The sequence below is a fragment of the Caballeronia arvi genome (assembly GCF_001544695.2).
GTDB lineage: Bacteria > Pseudomonadota > Gammaproteobacteria > Burkholderiales > Burkholderiaceae > Caballeronia > Caballeronia arvi.
In genome coordinates, this window is sequence record NZ_FCOM02000006.1 from 127,252 (window position 1) to 146,824 (window position 19,573).

The 19,573-nt window shown below is 64.5% G+C and carries 16 protein-coding genes; 10 read left to right on the forward strand and 6 right to left on the reverse strand.

Annotated elements, in window-relative coordinates:
* Positions 1–115: 115 nt before the first annotated feature.
* The gene (gene katG, locus AWB74_RS09675; protein WP_061146542.1) at positions 116–2,389 is read right to left on the reverse strand and encodes a catalase/peroxidase HPI; all 2,274 of its coding nucleotides are present in this window, start codon (positions 2,387–2,389) and stop codon (positions 116–118) included.
* A 468-nt stretch (positions 2,390–2,857) separates the two neighbouring features.
* Between katG and AWB74_RS47195 the strand changes: the two genes are divergently transcribed.
* Both AWB74_RS47195 and AWB74_RS09685 read left to right on the forward strand, forming a co-directional pair.
* Positions 2,858–3,160: a toxin-antitoxin system TumE family protein gene (locus AWB74_RS47195; RefSeq protein ID WP_061146543.1), complete on the forward strand. Its 303-nt coding sequence runs from the start codon at positions 2,858–2,860 to the stop codon at positions 3,158–3,160.
* Positions 3,157–3,639: an HVO_A0114 family putative DNA-binding protein gene (locus AWB74_RS09685; protein WP_061146681.1), complete on the forward strand. Its 483-nt coding sequence runs from the start codon at positions 3,157–3,159 to the stop codon at positions 3,637–3,639. The genes AWB74_RS47195 and AWB74_RS09685 overlap by 4 nt, the downstream gene beginning before the upstream one ends.
* On the opposite strand, the gene fae is transcribed toward AWB74_RS09685, so the two are convergent.
* Positions 3,640–4,173, reverse strand: a complete 534-nt coding sequence (fae, locus tag AWB74_RS09690) for a formaldehyde-activating enzyme (RefSeq protein WP_061146544.1) — start codon at positions 4,171–4,173, stop codon at positions 3,640–3,642.
* Positions 4,174–4,506: 333 nt separating this feature from the next.
* Between fae and AWB74_RS09695 the strand changes: the two genes are divergently transcribed.
* Positions 4,507–5,802 (forward strand): MFS transporter, encoded by a 1,296-nt coding sequence (locus AWB74_RS09695; RefSeq protein WP_061146545.1) that lies wholly within the window; start codon positions 4,507–4,509, stop codon positions 5,800–5,802.
* 397 nt (positions 5,803–6,199) lie between these two features.
* Here the strand turns inward: AWB74_RS09695 and AWB74_RS09700 are convergent, their stop codons facing one another.
* Both AWB74_RS09700 and AWB74_RS09705 read right to left on the reverse strand, forming a co-directional pair.
* Positions 6,200–6,571 carry a BON domain-containing protein gene (locus AWB74_RS09700; protein ID WP_061146546.1) on the reverse strand — a complete coding sequence of 124 codons (372 nt, stop codon included), beginning with the start codon at positions 6,569–6,571 and terminating at the stop codon, positions 6,200–6,202.
* An 86-nt stretch (positions 6,572–6,657) separates the two neighbouring features.
* Positions 6,658–7,773: a porin gene (locus AWB74_RS09705; RefSeq protein WP_061146547.1), complete on the reverse strand. Its 1,116-nt coding sequence runs from the start codon at positions 7,771–7,773 to the stop codon at positions 6,658–6,660.
* A gap of 303 nt (positions 7,774–8,076) precedes the next feature.
* Between AWB74_RS09705 and AWB74_RS09710 the strand changes: the two genes are divergently transcribed.
* Positions 8,077–10,887: a LuxR C-terminal-related transcriptional regulator gene (locus tag AWB74_RS09710; protein ID WP_061146548.1), complete on the forward strand. Its 2,811-nt coding sequence runs from the start codon at positions 8,077–8,079 to the stop codon at positions 10,885–10,887.
* Positions 10,888–10,914: 27 nt separating this feature from the next.
* Here AWB74_RS09710 and AWB74_RS09715 read toward each other — a convergent pair whose 3' ends face one another.
* Positions 10,915–12,066 (reverse strand): acyl-CoA dehydrogenase family protein, encoded by a 1,152-nt coding sequence (locus AWB74_RS09715; RefSeq protein WP_061146549.1) that lies wholly within the window; start codon positions 12,064–12,066, stop codon positions 10,915–10,917.
* Between the two features lie 8 nt (positions 12,067–12,074).
* The gene (locus tag AWB74_RS09720) at positions 12,075–13,268 is read right to left on the reverse strand and encodes an acyl-CoA dehydrogenase family protein (protein WP_061146550.1); all 1,194 of its coding nucleotides are present in this window, start codon (positions 13,266–13,268) and stop codon (positions 12,075–12,077) included.
* 230 nt (positions 13,269–13,498) lie between these two features.
* Between AWB74_RS09720 and AWB74_RS09725 the strand changes: the two genes are divergently transcribed.
* Genes AWB74_RS09725 through AWB74_RS09750 form a run of 6 tightly spaced genes read left to right on the forward strand, consistent with a single transcriptional unit; the run spans position 13,499 to position 19,500 of the window.
* On the forward strand, positions 13,499–15,403 hold the full coding sequence (locus AWB74_RS09725; RefSeq protein WP_061146551.1) for a feruloyl-CoA synthase: 1,905 nt from the start codon (positions 13,499–13,501) through the stop codon (positions 15,401–15,403).
* A gap of 21 nt (positions 15,404–15,424) precedes the next feature.
* Positions 15,425–16,564, forward strand: a complete 1,140-nt coding sequence (locus AWB74_RS09730) for an acyl-CoA dehydrogenase family protein (protein WP_061146552.1) — start codon at positions 15,425–15,427, stop codon at positions 16,562–16,564.
* Positions 16,565–16,599: 35 nt separating this feature from the next.
* Positions 16,600–17,787 carry a lipid-transfer protein gene (locus AWB74_RS09735; RefSeq protein ID WP_061146553.1) on the forward strand — a complete coding sequence of 396 codons (1,188 nt, stop codon included), beginning with the start codon at positions 16,600–16,602 and terminating at the stop codon, positions 17,785–17,787.
* The gene (locus AWB74_RS09740; protein ID WP_061146554.1) at positions 17,787–18,224 is read left to right on the forward strand and encodes a MaoC family dehydratase N-terminal domain-containing protein; all 438 of its coding nucleotides are present in this window, start codon (positions 17,787–17,789) and stop codon (positions 18,222–18,224) included. The genes AWB74_RS09735 and AWB74_RS09740 overlap by 1 nt, the downstream gene beginning before the upstream one ends.
* Positions 18,225–18,239: 15 nt before the next feature.
* Positions 18,240–18,656, forward strand: coding sequence for a MaoC family dehydratase (locus AWB74_RS09745; protein ID WP_061146555.1), 417 nt, complete (start codon positions 18,240–18,242; stop codon positions 18,654–18,656).
* Between the two features lie 22 nt (positions 18,657–18,678).
* Positions 18,679–19,500 carry an SDR family NAD(P)-dependent oxidoreductase gene (locus AWB74_RS09750; RefSeq protein WP_061146682.1) on the forward strand — a complete coding sequence of 274 codons (822 nt, stop codon included), beginning with the start codon at positions 18,679–18,681 and terminating at the stop codon, positions 19,498–19,500.
* The last annotated feature ends 73 nt before the right edge of the window (positions 19,501–19,573 follow it).

Sequence of the window (19,573 nt, forward strand, 5' to 3'; positions counted from 1 at the left end):
CATCAAAGCATTTAGCGTCGATGACCGCAATAGGCGAGAGCGATAAGCCCTGCCAAAAAAAAATGCGGCTCCGGCAGAACCGGAGCCGCATTGGCTGCCGTCGAAAGCGCGGCGGTTACTTCGTCTTCAGATCGAAGCGATCGAGATTCATCACTTTGGTCCAGGCCGCGACGAAGTCGTTGACGAACTTCGCCTGCCCGTCGCTGCTCGCATAGACTTCGGAAAGCGCACGCAACACGGAGTGCGACCCGAAGATCAGATCGACGCGGCTGCCGGTCCACTTCCTTTGCCCCGTCTTGCGATCGCGCCCTTCGAACAGATCACGGCTCGACGACACCGGCAGCCATTCCGTGTTCATATCGAGCAGATTGACGAAGAAGTCGTTCGTCAGCACGCCCGGCCGGTCGGTGAAGACGCCGTGCGCATGCGCGTTCGCTCCGGCCGACACCTTCAGCGCGCGCAATCCGCCGACGAGCGCCGTCATCTCCGGCGGGGTCAGGGTCAGCAGTTGCGCCTTGTCGATCAGAAGCGCCTCGGGCGGCACGCGCACGTTGGTCTTGACGAAGTTGCGGAAGCCATCGGCGACGGGTTCGAGCGCCGAGACCGAAAGCACGTCGGTCTTGTCCTGTGTCGCGTCCATGCGGCCCGGCGTGAACGGCACGGTCACTTTCTGGCCCGCCTTCTCCGCCGCCTGCTCGATCGCCGCGCCGCCCGCCAGCACGACCAGATCGGCGATCGAAATCTTCTTGCCGCCGGATTGCGCGCCGTTGAACCCGCTCTGAATGCCTTCCAGCGCCTTCAGCACCTTCGCGAGTTTTTCGGGCTCGTTCGCTTCCCAGTCCTTCTGCGGCGCAAGGCGAATGCGCGCACCGTTCGCGCCGCCGCGCTTGTCGGAGCCACGGAACGTCGATGCCGACGCCCACGCCGCCGAAACGAGCTCGGTCACCGACAAACCCGACGCCAGCACTTTCTGCTTGAGCGCCGCGACATCCTGATCGTCGACGAGCGGATGATCCACTTCCGGAATCGGGTCCTGCCACAGCAACTCTTCCTGCGGCACTTCCGGGCCGAGATAGCGCGCTTTCGGACCCATGTCGCGGTGCGTCAGCTTGAACCACGCGCGAGCGAAGGCATCGGCGAACTGATCCGGGTTTTCCCAGAAGCGTTTCGAAATCTTCGCGTATTCCGGATCGAGGCGTAGCGACAGGTCCGTCGTCAGCATCGTCGGCTTGATTTTCTTCGATGGATCATGCGCGTGCGGGATGGTTTCGCTCGAATCCTTCGCGACCCACTGATTCGCGCCCGCCGGGCTTTTCGTCAATTCATACTCGTAACCGAAAAGGTTCTCCCAGAAGCCTTGGCCCCACTTCGTCGGCGTCGTGGTCCAGGTGACTTCCAGGCCGCTCGTGATCGTATCCGCGCCCTTGCCGCTGCCGTAGCTGTTTTTCCAGCCGAGGCCCATGTTTTCCAGATCGGCGGATTCCGGCTCGGGACCGACGTTGTCGGCCGGGCCCGCGCCGTGCGTCTTGCCGAACGTGTGGCCGCCCGCGATCAGCGCGACGGTTTCCTCGTCGTTCATCGCCATGCGCGCGAAGGTCTCGCGGATATCGTGCGCCGCCGCCAGCGGATCGGGATTGCCGTCCGGGCCTTCCGGGTTGACATAGATCAGACCCATCTGCACCGCGCCGAGCGGGTTTTCCAGATTGCGGCCGTTGTCGGTGCGGCTGACTTCTTCGCCGTGCTTCTGTTCGTCGGCAGTGATGACGCCCTGATCTTCATCGTTGCCGGCGGCGCCTTTGCCGTAGCGGACATCGCCGCCCAGCCAGGTTTTTTCATTGCCCCAATAGACGTCCTGATCCGGCTCCCACGTGTCTTCGCGGCCGCCCGCGAAGCCGAAGGTCTTGAAGCCCATCGTTTCCAGTGCGACGTTGCCGGCCAGAATCAGCAGATCGGCCCAGGAAATATTCTGACCGTACTTCTGCTTGACGGGCCAGAGCAGACGGCGGGCCTTGTCGAGGCTGACATTATCCGGCCAGCTGTTGACCGGCGCGAACCGCTGCTGGCCGCGCCCACCGCCTCCCCGGCCATCGCCGATGCGATAGGTGCCGGCGCTGTGCCACGCCATGCGGATGAAGAGCGGGCCGTAATGACCGAAGTCGGCAGGCCACCAGTCCTGCGAGTCGGTCATCAGCGCCGCGAGATCTTTCTTGACCGCGGCGAGATCGAGGCGCTTGAACGCCTCGGCGTAGTCGAAGCCGGGGTCGAGCGGATTCGACTTATTCGAATGCTGGTTCAGAAGATCCACCCGTAGCTGCTTCGGCCACCAGTCACGGTTGGTCGTGCCGGTGCCGGCAGCATGAGTGAATGGACATTTCGATTCGCTTGACATGCGTTATCTCCTTGCGAGGACGTACCCACTAGTTGTTCTGCTACTGACTACCAAAGAGAATTCGCGGCGTGCATCGGGCGATGCGTGAATCGTCGAGGCAGGCCTTCCGCAATTTAAAAAATACGCGAGAGCAACCCTCAATAGAATGCGATTTTTGCAATGCCGCCGATAGGAGACGGCTATAAGACGGAACGCGCCTGCGTCGTGCTCGCGGTTGCTGCAGTGCAGAATGACGGGCGACGTGTCATCGCGCAATCGGCGAGCGCGTGTGACTTCGATTCGTCATCAAAGCTTCTTGCGGATCGTAGGTGCTTCGCCGGCGAGACAGGGTCTTTCAGTCTAGCAGCGTCTTGCACGCTTGGCAGATGAAATGCGCGGGCGGGTCACCGTGTCAAGTCGTCCGTTCGGGAAATGGTGGCCGGCAATGAGATGTTGGAGCATTTGACAACACACTAGGGTGTTGTCAAAATGTCCAACAGGAAAGCTATCAAGATTATCGGCTTACGCGAGAAAGTGTATCCCGGTGCGTTCGTTGAACTAAGTATATGGCAGGTTCCCGAACCCGTCTCGGGATGTACGCATCCGTATAAGTACAGGCTCGCGTACGTCATAGACGGCGAGTGCGTGCTGCGTTATGACAACGAGCGGGGAAAGGGCGATCACCGGCACTTTGCGAACGTCGAGACGCCTTACACATTCAGATCGGTCAGTCAACTGTACGCGGACTTCTACGCGAACGTGCAGGTATGGAACAGATGGAGGTCAACATGAACAAGACCGTCACAATCGACGTATGTCCGCTCGAAGATTTGAGCGCGCGAGTCGAGGTCCAACTCAAGAGCGGCAGGTTTCAAGGACAATACTTCTCCTACGCCACGCCCGAACTGCTCTTCGACACCTTTACCACGCCGCGCTGGCGGATCATCCGGGCAATGACCGGCGCCGGCCCCATGTCGATCCGCGAACTGTCGCGACGCCTCGCTCGCGACGTGAAAGGCGTGCATCGCGATGTCAAGGCGCTGCTCGAGGACGGCCTGCTCGAACACGACGAACACGGCGCCATCGTGTTTCCCTACGACACCGTGCACGTCAATTTCACGCTGAAGGCGGCCGATCTCGCGCTGCCGGGCGTGGCGGACCGCGCCGAGCCCGACGCCGCTATCGAAAGGGAACGCGCCCAACCAACGCGCAGTCCGCGCCGACGCGCGGCGCCGCGAAAACGCGAACCGGGTTCGGCGGGAAGCCGCTGATCAGCTCCAGTCGTCCATATCGTGCTTGATGCCGTGCCGGTTCGCGATCAGTTCCTCGACGCTCGGCTCGTTCTTCATCGCGCGCTGAATGGCGAGCTTCGTCGCCTCGTAATTGGTGCGGTACATGTCCTTCTTGTCGAGGTTCGCGTCCGTCGCGCACCGCGGATCGATCCACACGAGGCTGATGATGCACAGCTCGTTTGCCTGATCCTTCGGCAAGATACCTTCGATCAGACAATCGACGACGGCGTCGGCGGTCGCCGACTGCACCACGCCGCCGAACAGGTCGATGTTCCCCATGTCCTTCAGCGTCACCTTCGGAACGATCATCGTCGCGGGGCGGACCATCTGATTGCACGCCCGAATCGCGAACATGGCGGTGTGTCCTTTCGACTGCGCCATCATGTTCGCGAACGCGTGGCCGACCGGCCCGTCGACGCGGCCGATCAGAATCTCCGGCATCGCATCGGTCGCTTGGCCCGGCGCGGCCAGCACGGTTGCTTCGCCTGCGCGGAACGTCAGATCCAGACTCATGAGCACTCTCCTTCAGATTGAACGATGGTTCGAAAGACCGAAGGGACATCCACACGCAAGGACGATGCCATTCACGCAGACGAGCCCCTGACGCCGCATCCTCCGGTCGCGCGAAGACACACTGTCCGCGCGGCGTGACACATTGCGCGGCACGGCGTTTTCCCTGTCCTCCCTGTTTCGGGTGGGGCTCGAGCTCACGCAGCGCACTTAACGTGACAAGCGAGCGGCCTCGTTTCGTGCGAGCGAGCGCGGCCAGACTTTCACCCCGCGGCGTGAAAGAAGCGTGACATGAGCGTGGAATAAGCACGCCGCATCCTTGAGCCGACCCAGACCATGAATTCACTCGACGGTTACAGGCCACGCGCGGCGTGGATGACGACGCTGATGCTGATGGCGCTCGCCCTCATCAATTTTCTCGACAAGATCGTGCTCGGCATGGTCGCCGTGCCGCTGATGCGCGATCTGGGCCTATCCCCGGCGCAATTCGGCGTGGTCGCAGGAAGTTTCTTCTGGCTCTTCGCCGTATCGACGGTGCTGGTGGGATTTCTGTCGAACCGGATTCAGACACGCTGGCTGCTGCTCGGCATGGGCGTCATGTGGGCGGTCCTGCAGGTTCCGCAGGCGATCTTCAGCAGCATGGCCGCATTTCTCGTGTGCCGCGTCGTGCTCGGCGCGGCGGAAGGTCCGTTCTATCCGGTCTCCGTGCACGCGCTCTACAAATGGTTCCCCAACGAGAAGCGCAACATGCCGGTCGCGCTGGTGAATCAGGGCGCGGTCGTCGGACTGTTGCTCGCTGGCCTGCTCATTCCGGTCATCACGCATCACTGGGGATGGCGCACGAACTTCGTCGTGCTCGGTGCGATAGGCGCCGTGTGGAGCGTGCTGTGGCTGTGCGTCGGTCGCGAAGGCAATCTCGTGCAACATCCGCGAACGCTGACGGGCGCGCCCGATACGACGGTTCAGAGAGTGCCGTATCGCAAACTGCTGAGCAATCCGACCGTGCTCTGCGTGTTCTTTCTCGGCTTCGCCGGCTACTGGATGATGGGCGCGAACATGACCTGGCTGCCGACGTATCTGGAGAAGGCGCTCGGCTTCTCGGGCATCGTTTCGGGCCGCTGGTTTGCGCTCGTGATCGCCGCGGCGGCCCCGTTCAGCCTCGGGCTCAGCTGGCTGTCGCAGCGCATGCTGGTGCGCGGGGCGTCGTCGCGTAACGCGCGCGTGCGCTTGCTGTGCGCGGCGTTCATCGGCGGCGCGTGTCTGTTCTTCGTGTTGATGTTGCCGGGCCTCGCGCCGGTGCAGAAAGTCGTCGTGTTCGCTCTCGCGAGCGGTTTGCCGACCGCCTGCTTCGCGCTCGCGCCAGCGCTGCTCTCGGAACTCGTGCCGGATACGCAGCGCGGCGCGCTCATCGGCATTCATACGGCGCTCGCCAGCACCGGAGCAGCCATCGCGCCGATGCTGATCGGCCGGATCGTGCAGGCGAACGGCGGCGTGAGCGCACACGCTTACGAGCTCGGCTTTGCGACGAGCGCGATCATGCTGATCGTCGCCGCACTCGTCGCGCTGCGCTGGCTGCATCCCGAGCGCTCGCAGCGCGGCGCGGGAGAGCACGTAGCGACGAGCGCCGCCTGAGCGCGGCTGGCGTTCCATAGTCGTCAAACAGCGGTATGAGCCGGACGCGCGTAAGCGGCGCGTCCGGCTTTTTCATTTGCTTCACTCATTAGGAACTCCCCGGCGACGAGCGCGCCGTGGAGCTGCGAGCAACGATCATTGAAGACTGTCGGGTCTCATCGTTGTTCAATGGGCGGATGCTGTGTCGAGCCAGCCGCGGACGCGCGAGGCGTTCTTTGCACCGGTGTTCATGATGACCTCGCATACGACCGATACAGCCCGTAGTCGCACCGTTCATGTAGTGTTGGCACGCGGCGTGTCGCGGATCGAAACGAGGCCGACCGCGGCCCGTATATAAAGACAATCGCCCCGCGCCGATGTCAACCGGCGCGGGGCGAAGAAAAGACGAATCAGAAGCTCAGAAGGTCGAAAGAATCAGCGTATTGCGCACCGTTTTCACGCCTTGCACGCCTTGCGCCACGCGCGTCGCCTGATCCACTTGCGCCTGTTCGGGCACCCAGCCTTCCAGCAGCACATCGCCACTGGTCACGCGCACCGTGATGCCGCTTGCGCGCATCCCTTTTGCATCGGCAAGTGCGGTGAGGATGCGCCGGCGCAATGCGCGATCGGCGGCTTTCGCGGACTTGGCAGCGCCTGGCGTCGTCGATGCCGCCGTTGCCGCAGGCGACGCACCGACAGGCGCCGACGCACCATTCTGTGCACAAACATGAAACGAAGCGCTGACGGCAGCGACGCCGATCGTCAGTCGTACGGTGCGAATAAATTTCATAGTGTTGTTTGCTGCCATGATCGTTGTAGTCTGAACCACGCACTCCGCCGCGCCCGAGAGCCGCAACGAAGTGCGCACGATGCAACTCAGAAGCGATGCGAGACGCCCGCGCCGACGAGGATCTGCTTCTCGCCCGGCCCGACCGCCGTGAGGCCTGGCCAGGACGTCGTCGCGAGGCCGTTGTTCTTCATGTAGCCCGCGCGCGCGTAGAGGGACGTGCGCTTCGAAAGGGCGTGATCCGCGCCCAGCTCGATGCCCCAGGTGTTGTCGTGCACGCCGCGCGCGAGGCGCTGGAAGCCGGCGATTTCGATGGCGTCGGCGGGCGTCGCCTGGATCGTCGCGCCGAGTTCGGCGACGCTGAACGGATGCGCCGCATTGAGGCGCGCGGCGACCGAGCCCGCGGCGGGATCGTGCGGCTTGTGATACGCGTAGTTGAACTGCAGATTCACGATGCCGATGCGGTATGCCAGCGCGCCCGTGAAGTGCTCGACGGACACCGTGTTCACCGCGGCTGGCAGCCCCGGAATGCTCTTCGAGCCCGGATGCTGGAACTGATACGACATGCCCACGTAGAGCCCGTAACCCGCGTAGGTTCCGGCGATATCCAGCAAATTGCCGGCTGTCTGCGGATAAGGCTGCGTGACCGTCGCCGCGAGCGCATACATGCTCTGAAACTGGAAGCCGCTGATATTGGGCGACTTGTAGAGGATCGCGTTGCTGGAGCGTCCGCCGGGGGTGGCCGTGGCTATCGTATTGCGGTCGATGGTCGTCGCCATCGCCGCGAGCGGCGAAAGCACCTCGTTCGCGCGGAACGGATCGGACGGGTAGATCGCCCAGAACGTCGGCTGATATTGCCTGCCGAGCGTCAGCGAACCGTACTTCTCGTGCGCCAACCCGACCCACGACTGGCGATAGAACATCGCGGAGGAATCGGCGAGGAACGTGCCGTTGTTGAGGTTGTAGCCGCCTTCGAGGTTGAACACGGCTTTGAGGCCGCCGCCGAGGTCCTCGGTGCCCTTCAGGCCGAACATCGAGCCGGTGTTGCCGCCGCTGCGCATCGACCAGGACTGGGTTCCGCCGTTGTTGAACCACTGAAAGAATGTATCGGCGACGCCATAAAGCGTGACGCTCGATTGCGCCGCCGCACTGCCGGCCGCAATCGCGAGTGTCGCGCCAACGACGCCTTTCCTGATGAAACGCATGAGTGTCTCCTCGTTGTGGGAATCTGGTGTGTCCGGTGCGCTCGATCGACGCACGCCGACGCCGCACCGCCCCTTCCGATGCAGTGTTGCAGGCGATCCCGAACGCACCACTACCCGAAGCGAGTAGGCACGGGAATACCCGCATCGCGTTCGGTATCGCCGCCCATCTACCACTCACGCGAATGTCTGGCAATTGCTTTATTCCGAATTATTTGGACACACACGTACACATGTTCCCTAGCGGGCGGTTTGACTGCTGAACGTTAAAATCAGTGAAGCTCCATTGAATGACGCAGGTGTGTGATGACTGAAACGATCGTCCTTGGCAATCCGAATCATGTCGATCCTGACGCAGCGGCGGCGGCCGGCTCGCACGCAACCGGGTTCGCGTGCGCGTCACCGCGCGCGTCGACGCTCGTCCTGGGCCGCGAGCGGCTCGTCGCGCAGCTCGTCGAGGCGCGCCGCAAGCGCTGCATCGTCATGCAGGGTCCGGCGGGCTATGGCAAGACCACGGCGCTCATCGCGTGGCGCGAGGCGCTCTATCCGCTCGCGTTCCAGGTCGCGTGGCTCACGCTCGCCGATGAAATCGACGACCCCGCGCCCTTTCTCGACGCGCTCGCCGCGAGCCTCGCGCAAGTCGATCCGTCGATCCCCCGCGACGCCGCGCTGCTCGGCGGCCGCGGCACCGACGACGAAGCGATCGAGCGCACGATCATCGCGCTCGTGCGCGGCATCGCGAGCCGTCAGGGCGATCTCGTGCTCGTGTTCGACGATCTGCACCGGCTGACGGATCGTCGCTGTCATCGATCGCTGCAATGGCTGCTCGATTACGCGCCGCCGAATCTGCACGTCGTGTTCGCGTCGCGCGGGGCGATTCCGCTGTCGGTCGGGCGCATCCGTGATGCGGGCCTGCTGCTCGAACTCGACATGCGCGATCTGCGTTTTTCGATGGCGGAATCGAAGGCTTTCCTGAAATCGCAGTTCCCCGAAATCGATTCGCGCGACGCTCGCCAGATGCACGAAATGACCGACGGCTGGGTCGCGGGCCTGCAATTGATGGTGGTCGGCGCGAAGCGCAGGAAAGCGGCGCCGGCGACACTCGCAGCGGGCGATGCCTTCGCGGGCATGCGACATCTCGACGCCCACACCTTCGCGGAATATTTCGAGCGCGAAGTGCTGTCGAGCCTTGCCGCGAACGAGGTCGAACTTCTCGTGCGCATGGCCGTATGCGAGCGGCTATGCGCGCCGCTATGCGTTGCGCTGCTCGGCGGCACCGATCACGCGGACAGCGTGCTCAGGCTGATCACGCGTCTCGAAAGCGATAATCTCTTTCTCGCGCCCGCGGGTCACGATGCGCGCCACGCGTGGTATCGGCTCAATCCGCTCTTTCGCGAAACACTGCTGGAACGCTTCCGCAAGCGCAGCGCGACGCAGCAGCGGCAGGTGCATTACGCGGCGTGGCAATGGTTCCGCGAGCACGATCACGCCGATGAAGCCGTGCGCCACGCCGTGCTCGCCGGCGAGCCTGCCGCGGCGGCGGATCTCGTCGCGCGGATTGCGCGCAGCCTGCAATTGCGCGGCGACTTGCGCAAGGTCGTCGCGCTGATGCGGCTGTTGCCGCCGGCCGAGATTCAGGCGCGCATCGGCCTGCGGCTGTGGATGATCCATCTGCATCTGTACGCGCGCGAGTTCGACGCGTGCGCGGACGCGATCGAGCGGCTGCGCGGCGATCTTTCCCGCGACGATACGAATTCCCGCTATCGGCTCATGCTGCTGGAGGGCGCGCTCGCGGTCCAGCGCGACGATCTCGACGCCGCCTGCAACCTGTTGCCGCGCATGTGCGCGCTGCCTCACGACGCGCAGGGCGTGGTCGTCGGCGCGCGCAACAATCTGCTTTCGTGGATCCACGCGCAGCGCGGCGATTTCGACGAAGCGCGCCGCGTGCAGACGGATCGCGTGCCCGCGCTTGCCGATGGCACGCCGATCATGGGCACGTCCGCGGGCGTGTTGAGCGGGCGCGCGCTCGCCGGATTCAGCCATCTGCTGCAAGGCGATCTCCTGCAAACCGAGCGCGTCTGCCGCGACGTGCTTTACGAAGCCGATCAGCGCGGCAGCGCGGCGGCCGAAGCGTCGGCGCTTGCCGCGGCGCTGCTCGGCGAAGTGCTCTACGAATCCGGCGAAACCGACCAGGCGCGCAAGCTGCTCGAAGAACGTCTCGACGTGATCGAGCGTGTATCGTTTCCCGACACGGTGATGAGCGTGCTGACCGTGCTGTCGTCGGCGCACTGGCAAGCGGGTCATCGGCTCGATGCGCTCGCGTGCCTGCATCGGCTCGAAGACTACGCCACGCGGCCCGAGCTGCGCCGCGTGCTCGCGCATTGCCTGGCGCAGCGGGTGCGGCGCGATCTGCAACGCAGCCAGTTCGACGCCGCGCGGGCGCACATCGCGCGCATCGACGCATTGGCCGCGCGCGCGGGCGTGCAGGCGTCGGCGGATTTTCAGGTGATCTCGCAACGGGCGCACATCGACTGGCGCCTCGCGCATGAAGACTATGATGCGGCGGCGCACGCGCTCTCGCCGCTCATCGATCTGTGCCGCGCGCAAGGCTGGCAGCGGCGTCTCGCTTACTTCGAAACGCAAAAGGCCGTTACGGCGCATGGCCGCGGCGATGCCGTGGCCGCGCGCAAGCTGATGCGTTCGGCGATGCGCCTCGGGCATCGTCTCGGGCTCGTGCGCACGCTCCTCGATGCCGATCCTGCCGCGCTGGACCTGATCACGAGCGTGGCCAGCGACGAGTCGAACGATGCTGTGCTGCAGTTCTACGCGGATCGCCTGCGCGATGCGCACGCGCGCGCCACCGCGACGCCCGCCGCAACGAAACCCGGCGCGCGTTCGGCGGACGGCAAGTCTCAGGACATCCTGAGCGCGCGGGAATCGAAGGTGCTGAGCCTGCTCGCGCAGGCGCTGCCGAACAAGAAGATCGCCCGGACGATGGGTATTTCGCCCGAGACGGTCAAATGGCATCTGAAGAACATCTACAGCAAGCTCGGCGTGTCGAGCCGCGACGAGGCCGTTGCCCGCTCGCGCGACCTCGCCCTGGGCGACGGCGCGTGAACGCACGCGCCGGTCGCGTCTCGCGTATCAGGCGACGAGCGCGCGCGTGCCCAGGTCCATCGGCAGGTTTGCGAGCACATCGGCGTGATAGTCCGCATCGCCGAGACGCAGCGACGACGCCGTCAGATACTTGAAGTAATCGCCGACCGCCAGCTCCGCCGTGACGCCCATGCCGCCGTGCAGCTGCACGGCCTGCTCGCCGACGAAGCGCGCCGCGCGGCCCACCATCAGCTTGGCGGACGAGATCATGCGACGCCGCTCGGTTGCGTCGCCGACATCGATCGCCGATGCGGCCAGATGCGCCATCGACAGCGCGAGCTCCTTCTGCACGAGCATGTCCGCCACGCGATGACGCAACGCCTGGAAGCGGCCGAGCGGCTGGCCGAACTGCTTGCGCGTAAGCAGATACTCGCCGGTCATTTCGATGAGACGCGCCATCGCGCCCGCGCTCGAGGCGCACAGCGCGGCAATGCCACGTTCGAGCGCCGCTTCGAGCATCGCTTCGCCGCGCGCGCCATTACCGAGCATCGCGCTTTGGGGCACGCGCACCGCTTGCAACGTGACCTCGGCCGCACGTTCGCCGTCGAGCATGGGATACGCGCGCACCGACACGCCCGCCGCCGACGCCGGCACGATGAATAGCGACAGCGCCTCCGCCGACGCGTTCCACGCCGACACGATCAGCGTATGCGCGGCCTCGCCGTGCCAGACGTGCACCTTGCGGCCATCGAGCACGAAGCCGTCCCCGTTCGCCCGCGCGGTGACCGACGGGCGCGCGAAGTCATAGCGGCTTTCCTGTTCCTGAAAGGCGAGCGCCACGATCTCGCGGCCCTCCGCGATCGCGGGCAAGCACGCTTGCCGCTGCGCGTCGGTGCCTGCAAGCTCGATCAGGCCGGCTGCCATCACCGCGCAGGGAATCAGCGGTTCGCACAGCAGCGCGCGGCCGGCTTCGAACTGCACGGCGAACGTGTCGGTTGCGTTGCCGTCGAAACCGCCGTACTCCGATGAAATCGTCAGCCCGAGCAGGCCGAACTCCGCGTAGGCGCGCCAGGCGTCGCGGCTGAAACCGTCCGGGGCGCGCAGCGCCTTGCGGCGCGCGTCGATCGGATAGCGCTCGTCGGTGAAGCGCCGCAGGCTGTCCGCGAGCTGGCGCTGCTCATCGCTGTATGAAAAGTCCATCTGCCACCTCACATGTCGAGAACCGCTTTCGCGATGATTTCCTTCTGCACTTCGTTCGTGCCGCCGAAAATGGTCGGCTTGCGCATGTCCAGATAAAAGCTGCCGATGCTTGCGCCATAGCCGGGTTCGGGCGTCCAGCCGTCGAAACCGTCCGTGAGCCAGTCGGGCGAAAACGGCAACGCATTCGGCCCGGCGATATCGATATGCAGCGCCGACAACGCCTGCTGCAATTCCGAGCCGCGGATCTTGAGAATCGACGACTCCACGCCCGCGCCACGCTGCCCCACATCCGACGCAACGCGCAGCAACAGCATTTCGAGCGCCATGACTTCGGCCTCGATGCGCGCGATCTTTTCTCGCACGCGCACGTCTTCCACAAGCGGCTTGCCGTTTCTGCGCTCGCGCTGCGCCAGCGCCTTCACGTAACGCAGCTCGCGCCGGCAATTCCCGATACCGGCGATGCCCGTGCGTTCATGGCCGAGCAGATATTTCGCGTAAGTCCAGCCGTGGTTCTCCTCGCCGATGAGATTCGCGGCGGGTACTTTCACGCCGTCGAGCCAGACCTCGTTGATATCGGCGACGCCTTCGAGCGTGGGAATCGGGCGCACGGTGATGCCGGGCGACTTCATGTCGATGAGCAACATGGAAATGCCGCTCTGCTGTTTCGCCTCGGGATCGGTGCGGACCAGACAGAACATCCAGTCGGCGTGCTGCGCCAATGTGGTCCAGGTCTTTTGCCCGGTCACGATGTAGTGGTCTCCTTCGCGCACCGCCCGCGTCTTGAGCGAGGCGAGATCCGAGCCCGCCCCCGGCTCGGAATACCCTTGGCACCACCAGTCCTCCAAGGTGAGGATGCGCGGCAGAAAACGCGCCTGCTGCGCGGCGCTGCCGAACTTCATCAGCACCGGGGCGATCATGGTGAGGCCGAAAGGAAGCTGGCGCGGCGCGCCCGCGATGCCGCATTCGATGTCGAACAACAGCCGCTGCAGCGCGGTCCATCCCGTGCCGCCGCACGCCTGCGGCCAGCCGGGCGCGCCCCAGCCGCGCGAATGCAGGATGCGCTGCCAGCGCACGTGATCGTCGCGCTCCAGATGACGATGATTCAGCACCTTGTCGCGCAGATCGTGCGGGAGTCGGTCCCGCAGGAATGCGCGGATTTCATCGCGAAACGCGAGATCTTCGTTCGAATAGCTCAGGTTCATTGACTTCCTCGTTAATGACGGGCCCCTTCACAGCTTCACCATACGCGGCTCTGCGCACCGAACCGCCACCCACCTCGGGTGGTCACGCACCGGTGCGCCTTCCCCTATTCTTGGTCCAAGGGCAAACGATCTCGCCGTTCGGTGAAATCGACAAATCAAGAGCCGGAGGATGGCGCGCGGCTTCGCGGTCGCATCCGGCAACACACATCCATGCTCGGGAGACAGATGTAATGAGCACGCTCGAAGCAAGCGGCAAGGTGGCACCGTCTTATCGTCCTGTGCGGTTTCCCGAGCGAAAGACGCTCGTCGAGCGCCGCGCGGACGGCACGCTGATTCTCCGTAGCGCTCGCGCGCTGCCGTGCATCGAACAGCGTTCGTTTGCGGACTTCGTGCCGCTATGGGCCGCAAACCGCGGCGACACGCCCGCGTTTTGCGAACGCGACGCAAACGGCGAATGGCGCTCGCTCAGCTGGAGCGAACTGTGGCGGCAAGTACAGGCCGTGGCGGGCGCGCTGCTGGAGATGGGGCTGAACGCAGAGCGTCCGCTCATCCTGCTGTCGGGCAATTCGGTCGAGCAGGCCGTCGTGCTTCTGGCGGCGGAATACGTGGGCGTTCCCACCGCGCCGGTCTCGCCCCCTTATGCGCTGATGAGCAAAGATTTCGCGCGCCTCAAGGCGATCCGCGAACTGGTGCCGCCGGGCGCGATATTCGTGCAGTCGGTCACGCCGTATGCGCGTGCCCTCGCGGCGCTCGAACTCGGGAATTTGCCGGTCATCGCCGTCGACGATGCGCAGCCAGGACACTTCTCGTGGCAAGCGCTCACTCGCCATCCCCTCGATGAAGCCACGCTGCGCGCGATCGACCGCGCGCACGCCGCCGTGCGCAACGAGGACATCGCCCGCGTGCTCTTCACGTCCGGCTCTACCGGTCTGCCGAAAGCGGTCCCGCTCACGTACGGCAATCTCGGCGCGGTCGCCGCGTATTTCTCGGACAACCTGGCGTGGTTGAGCGACGCACAGCCGGTGTTTCTCGACTGGCTGCCCTGGCACCACGGTCTGGGCGGCGTGCTGAACTTCGGCCGCGCGGTCCAGTTCGGCGCGACACACTACATCGACGACGGCCGGCCCATACCCGGCATGATCGAACGCACGGTGCGCAATCTGCACGAAGTATCGTCGACTATTTTCACGACGGTGCCCTCCGCGTGGGCCGTGCTCGCCGCCGAATTCGAGCGCGACCGGAAACTCGCCGAGAACGTCTTCTCGAACGCGTGTTTCTTCGGCTACGGCGGCGCGAGCCTGCCGACGGAAGTCTGGAAGCGCATCCAGACCGTCGCGGAGCAGACGATCGGCGAGCGCATCATGTTCTGCACCGGCCTGGCATCGACGGAAACGACCGGTATGGGCACGCATTGCGGTTGGGCGACGGATACGCCGGGGAACATCGGCACGCCCGTGGCCGGCACGGAAGTGAAGCTCCTGCCGCTCGAAGGCGGCGACGGGCGCTATGAATTCCGTATGCGCGGTCCGCACGTGTTCGGCGGTTATATCGGCCAGCCGGAACTGACCGTGGCCGCGTTCGACGAGGAAGGCTTCTTCCGCTTCGGCGATGCCGTGCGTTTCGCCGATCCCGCCGATCCCGAGCAAGGCATGATCTTCGCCGGACGCACGGCCGAAGATTTCAAGCTCGCGAACGGCTCGTGGGTACGCACGGGCGCGCTGCGGCTCGGGCTCATCGACTGCTGCGCGCCGCTCCTGTCCGACGCCGTGATCTGCGGTCACGACCGCCATCATCTGGCCGCGCTGGCGTGGCCGAACGTCCCGGCGTGCCGGCGCATCGCGCCCGAGCTCGAATTGCTCGACGCGAGCGCGCTCGTCACGCATCCGCTCGTCGTCGCCGAACTGAGCCGGCGTCTCGGGCAGCAAAAGGCCGGCGGCGCGACGCTCGTCATCGAAAGGCTGATGCTGATGGCCGAGCCGCCCTCGCTCGACGCCAACGAAATCGCCGATAAAGGCTACGTCAATCAGGCCACCACGCGGGCACGCCGCGCGCATCTGATCGACGCGCTCTATCACGCGGATCCGGCTTCGCATGTCGCGTGTATCGGCGCTTCACCGCGCCACACGAACACCTAAGACCCAACCCAGGAACCTGCAATGCACATCGATCGCACCGTCTTTCGAGACGATCATGAAATGCTTCGTACTACTGCTCGCCGCTTCTTCGAGCGCGAATGCGTTCCCCGCCAGGCGGAGTGGGACAAGGCCGGCTGCGTGGACCGCGAAACGTGGCTGAAAGCCGGCAAGCAAGGCTTGCTGTGCGTATCGCTGCCGGACGAATACGGCGGTGGCGGCGGCGATTTCGGACACGTGGCCGTCATCAACGAGGAAATGACGCGCGCGGGCGTAAGCGGCCCGGGCTTCGCGGTGCATTCGGATATCGTCGCGCCGTATATCGCGCGTATCGGCAGTGAAGAGCAAAAGCGGCGCTGGCTGCCGAGCATCTGCACGGGCGAGCAGATTCTCGCCATAGCCATGACCGAGCCCGGCACCGGCAGCGATCTCAAGGCGGTGCGCACCACCGCGCGCCGCGACGGCGATCACTACGTCATCAACGGCAGCAAGACCTTCATCACGAACGGGCTCAATGCGAATCTCGTGATCGTCGTCTGCACGACGGACCCGTCGGCGGGTGCGAAGGGCGTGAGCCTGATCGTCGTCGAAACGACGCGCGACGGATTCCGGCGCGGCCGCAAGCTCGAGAAGATCGGTATGCATGCGCAGGACACGGCGGAACTCTTCTTCGACGACGTGCGCGTGCCGATCGAGAACCGTCTCGGCGACGAAGGCAAGGGCTTCGCGTATCTGATGGCCGAGTTGCCGCAGGAGCGCCTGAGCATTGCGATCGGCGCGGCCGCGCGACTGGAGACGTGCCTCGAACACACGCTGAACTACGTGAAGGACCGCCGCGCGTTCAATCAGACCGTGTGGGACTTCCAGAACACCAAGTTCAAGCTCGCCGATATCAAGGCGCAGGCCATCGCCGTGCGCCTCATGGTCGATCACTACCTCGACGCGCACATGCGGCGCCGCCTGACGCTCGAGGAATCCGCCATCGCAAAGCTCTTCGCCACCGAGTCGCTCGGCAAGGCGCTCGACGAGATGGTCCAGTTGCACGGCGGCTACGGCTACATGCTCGAGTATCCCGTCGCCCGCGCGTTCGTCGATGCACGCGTATCACGCATCTACGGCGGCGCGAGCGAGGTCATGCGCGATCTCATCTCGCGCAAGCTGTAAGGCAATCGAATCCTCAATCACTGAAGGAGAAGGACATGAGTCGCAAGGTGTTTGTCGCGGGTGTGGGCATGATTCCGTTCAAGAAGCCGGGTGCGAGCGAAACGTACGACGTGATGGGCGAAACCGCCATCCGCGATGCGCTCGCCGATGCCGGGCTCGATTACAAGGCCATTCAGCAAGCGTATGCCGGCTATGTCTACGGCGACTCGACGAGCGGACAGAAAGCGATCTATCGCGTCGGCATGACGGGCATTCCGGTCATCAACGTCAACAACAATTGCGCGACGGGTTCCACCGCGCTCTATCTCGCGCGGCAGGCGGTCGAATCGGGCGCGGTCGAATGCGCGCTCGCCGTGGGCTTCGAGTTCATGCAACCGGGCGCATTGTCGGCGAAATGGACGGATCGCGCGCCCGCGCTCGAACGCGCGCTCGATCTGACCAACAAGCTCGTCGGCCATACCGAGATTCCCACTGCGATCCGCCAGTTCGCGGGCGCGGGTCTCGCGCACATGCGCAAGTACGGCACGAAGCTCGAAACGTTCGCGCGCATCCGCGCCAAGGCCAGCGAGCATGCGGCGCGCAATCCGCTGGCCGTGTTCCGCAACGTCGTGTCGACGGAAGACGTGATGAACGCGCCCGTTCTTTGGGAAGGCGTGCTGACGCGCCTGATGGCGTGCCCGCCGACCTGCGGCGGCGCGGCGGCCATCGTCGTGTCCGAAGCCTTCGCGCGCAAGCACGGATTGCGCACCGATGTGATGATCGCGGGCCAGTCGCTCGCCACCGATTTGCCGAGCACGTATGAGTCGGCGGACATGATTCGCGTCGTCGGCTTCGACATCACGCGCACTGCGGCGCAGCAGGCTTACGAGCAGGCGGGCGTCGGCCCCGAGGACATCGACGTGGTCGAGCTGCACGACTGCTTCGCGCAGAACGAGCTCATCACGTACGAAGGGCTCGGCCTGTGCAAGGAAGGCGAAGGCGAGCGCCTCGTGCTGGATGGCGACAACACCTACGGTGGCAAGTGGGTGACCAATCCGTCGGGCGGCCTGCTGTCGAAGGGGCATCCGCTCGGTGCGACGGGTCTCGCGCAATGCTACGAGCTGACGCATCAGCTGCGCGGCACGGCGGGCGATCGCCAGGTCAAGGGCGCGAAGCTCGCGTTGCAGCACAACCTCGGCCTCGGCGGCGCGGGCGTCGTCACCATCTTCAAGCGGGCTGTGTGATGAGCATCGACAAGAAGCATATCGGCATGCGCCTGCCGGTGTACACGGCAAGCGCGGACGCGTGGCGCCTGCGCTTCTTCGCGAAGGCGACCGGCGAGACGAATCCGGTCTATTTCGACGAAGCGGCCGCGCGCGACGCGGGTTATCCCGCGCTGCCGCTGCCGCCCACGTTCCTGTTCTCGCTGGAATTCGAGCAGCCGTCGACGGCCTGGCGCGACGAGCTGGGCATCGTGCCTTCGCGCATCCTGCATGGCGAGCAGTCGTTCACGTATCACCGCATGGCGTATGCCGGCGATGTCCTGCGCTACGAAAGCCGTGTCGCGGATATCTACGACAAGAAGAACGGCGCGCTGTGGTTCATCGTCCGCGAGACGCGCGTGACGAACCAGCGCGGCGAGCATGTTGCGGATCTGCGCAGCATCATCGTTCAGCGATAAGCGGGGGACACGCGAATGAACATCATCAGTTTCGATTCGATCAAGGTCGGTGACACCTTGCCGCCGCTCACGCTGCCGCCCGTGAACCGCACGACGCTCGCGCTGTTCGCGGGCGCGTCGGGCGATCACAACGCGGTTCATATCGACACCGACTATGCGCGGCGCGCCCGCGTGCCGGACGTGTTCGCGCACGGCATGTTGTCGATGGCGTGGCTCGGGCGTCTGCTCACGTCGTGGGTCGAGCAGCGGCAGTTGCGCGCGTTCGGCGTGCGCTTCGTCGGCATTACGCAGCTCGGACATGTCATTACGTGCACGGGCAAGGTCACCGAAAAGTTCGAGGCGGAAGGCGAGCGCCGCGTGCGGCTCGAGATCCAGACCGTCAATCAGTATGGCGAAGCGCGCGTGCTCGGCGACGCCGTCGTCGCGCTCTGACTTTATCTATCAGGACATCATCATGGGAAAGCTCGAAGGAAAAGTGGCATTGGTAACCGGCTCGGGACGCGGCATCGGTCAGGCGATCGCGCTCAAGCTCGCGAGTGAAGGCGCGCGGCTCGTCATCAACGATCTCGACGCCGAGCCCGCGCAGGAAACCGTCGAATTGCTCAAGAAGCAAGGCGCGGAAGCGGTGACGTGTGTCGGCAACGTGACGGCGGCGGACTTCGCGGACCGGCTCATCGGCACGGCGATGAACACGTACAAGGGCATCGATATCATCGTCAACAATGCGGGCTATACGTGGGACGATGTCGTGCAGAAGATGACCGATGAGCAGTGGTACGCGGTCATCGACTGTCATATGACGGCGCCCTTTCGCATCCTGCGCGCCGCGTATCCGCACATCAAGGCGTTGCATGCGGCGGACAAGGAAGCCGGGCGCGAGAGCTATCGGAAGATCGTCAATATTTCGTCAGTGTCGGCGCTGAATGGCAACGCCGGGCAGATGAATTATTCGTCGGCGAAGGCGGGTGTCATCGGCATGACACGCGCGCTGGCCCGCGAATGGGGACGCTTTAACGTCAATGTGAACTGCGTCGCGTTCGGGTTGATTCATACGCGCATGACGGTGAGCACCGAAGCGGCTGAGTCCGTGAAGATCGACGGGCGCGATATTCGTGTCGGCCTGAATGCCGACATGCTGAAGGCGCACGCGCAGCGGAATCCGCTGGGCCGCGGAGGTACGCCGGAGGAAGCGGCGGGCGGTGTTTATCTGTTCTGCTCGCCGGAGTCGAATTACATCACCGGGCAGACGGTGGCGGTGGCGGGGAATCTGCAGTAAGGCTTTTTGAGTTGTTCCTTTGAGTTGGTCGTTTGGCTTGTTTGATTTGGCACGCCGCAGCGCAAGCTGGGCG

Bases quoted from the DNA above. Each gene is read 5' to 3' on its own strand.
- AWB74_RS09745 (WP_061146555.1), top strand. From the start codon at position 18,240: ATGAACATCATCAGTTTCGATTCGATCAAGGTCGGTGACACCTTGCCG.
- AWB74_RS47195 (WP_061146543.1), top strand. From the start codon at position 2,858: ATGTCCAACAGGAAAGCTATCAAGATTATCGGCTTACGCGAGAAAGTG.
- AWB74_RS09730 (WP_061146552.1), top strand. From the start codon at position 15,425: ATGCACATCGATCGCACCGTCTTTCGAGACGATCATGAAATGCTTCGT.
- AWB74_RS09725 (WP_061146551.1), top strand. From the start codon at position 13,499: ATGAGCACGCTCGAAGCAAGCGGCAAGGTGGCACCGTCTTATCGTCCT.
- AWB74_RS09695 (WP_061146545.1), top strand. From the start codon at position 4,507: ATGAATTCACTCGACGGTTACAGGCCACGCGCGGCGTGGATGACGACG.
- katG (WP_061146542.1), bottom strand. From the start codon at position 2,389: ATGTCAAGCGAATCGAAATGTCCATTCACTCATGCTGCCGGCACCGGC.
- AWB74_RS09750 (WP_061146682.1), top strand. From the start codon at position 18,679: ATGGGAAAGCTCGAAGGAAAAGTGGCATTGGTAACCGGCTCGGGACGC.
- AWB74_RS09705 (WP_061146547.1), bottom strand. From the start codon at position 7,773: ATGCGTTTCATCAGGAAAGGCGTCGTTGGCGCGACACTCGCGATTGCG.
- AWB74_RS09710 (WP_061146548.1), top strand. From the start codon at position 8,077: ATGACTGAAACGATCGTCCTTGGCAATCCGAATCATGTCGATCCTGAC.
- AWB74_RS09715 (WP_061146549.1), bottom strand. From the start codon at position 12,066: ATGGACTTTTCATACAGCGATGAGCAGCGCCAGCTCGCGGACAGCCTG.
- AWB74_RS09685 (WP_061146681.1), top strand. From the start codon at position 3,157: ATGAACAAGACCGTCACAATCGACGTATGTCCGCTCGAAGATTTGAGC.
- AWB74_RS09740 (WP_061146554.1), top strand. From the start codon at position 17,787: ATGAGCATCGACAAGAAGCATATCGGCATGCGCCTGCCGGTGTACACG.
- AWB74_RS09735 (WP_061146553.1), top strand. From the start codon at position 16,600: ATGAGTCGCAAGGTGTTTGTCGCGGGTGTGGGCATGATTCCGTTCAAG.
- AWB74_RS09700 (WP_061146546.1), bottom strand. From the start codon at position 6,571: ATGAAATTTATTCGCACCGTACGACTGACGATCGGCGTCGCTGCCGTC.
- AWB74_RS09720 (WP_061146550.1), bottom strand. From the start codon at position 13,268: ATGAACCTGAGCTATTCGAACGAAGATCTCGCGTTTCGCGATGAAATC.
- fae (WP_061146544.1), bottom strand. From the start codon at position 4,173: ATGAGTCTGGATCTGACGTTCCGCGCAGGCGAAGCAACCGTGCTGGCC.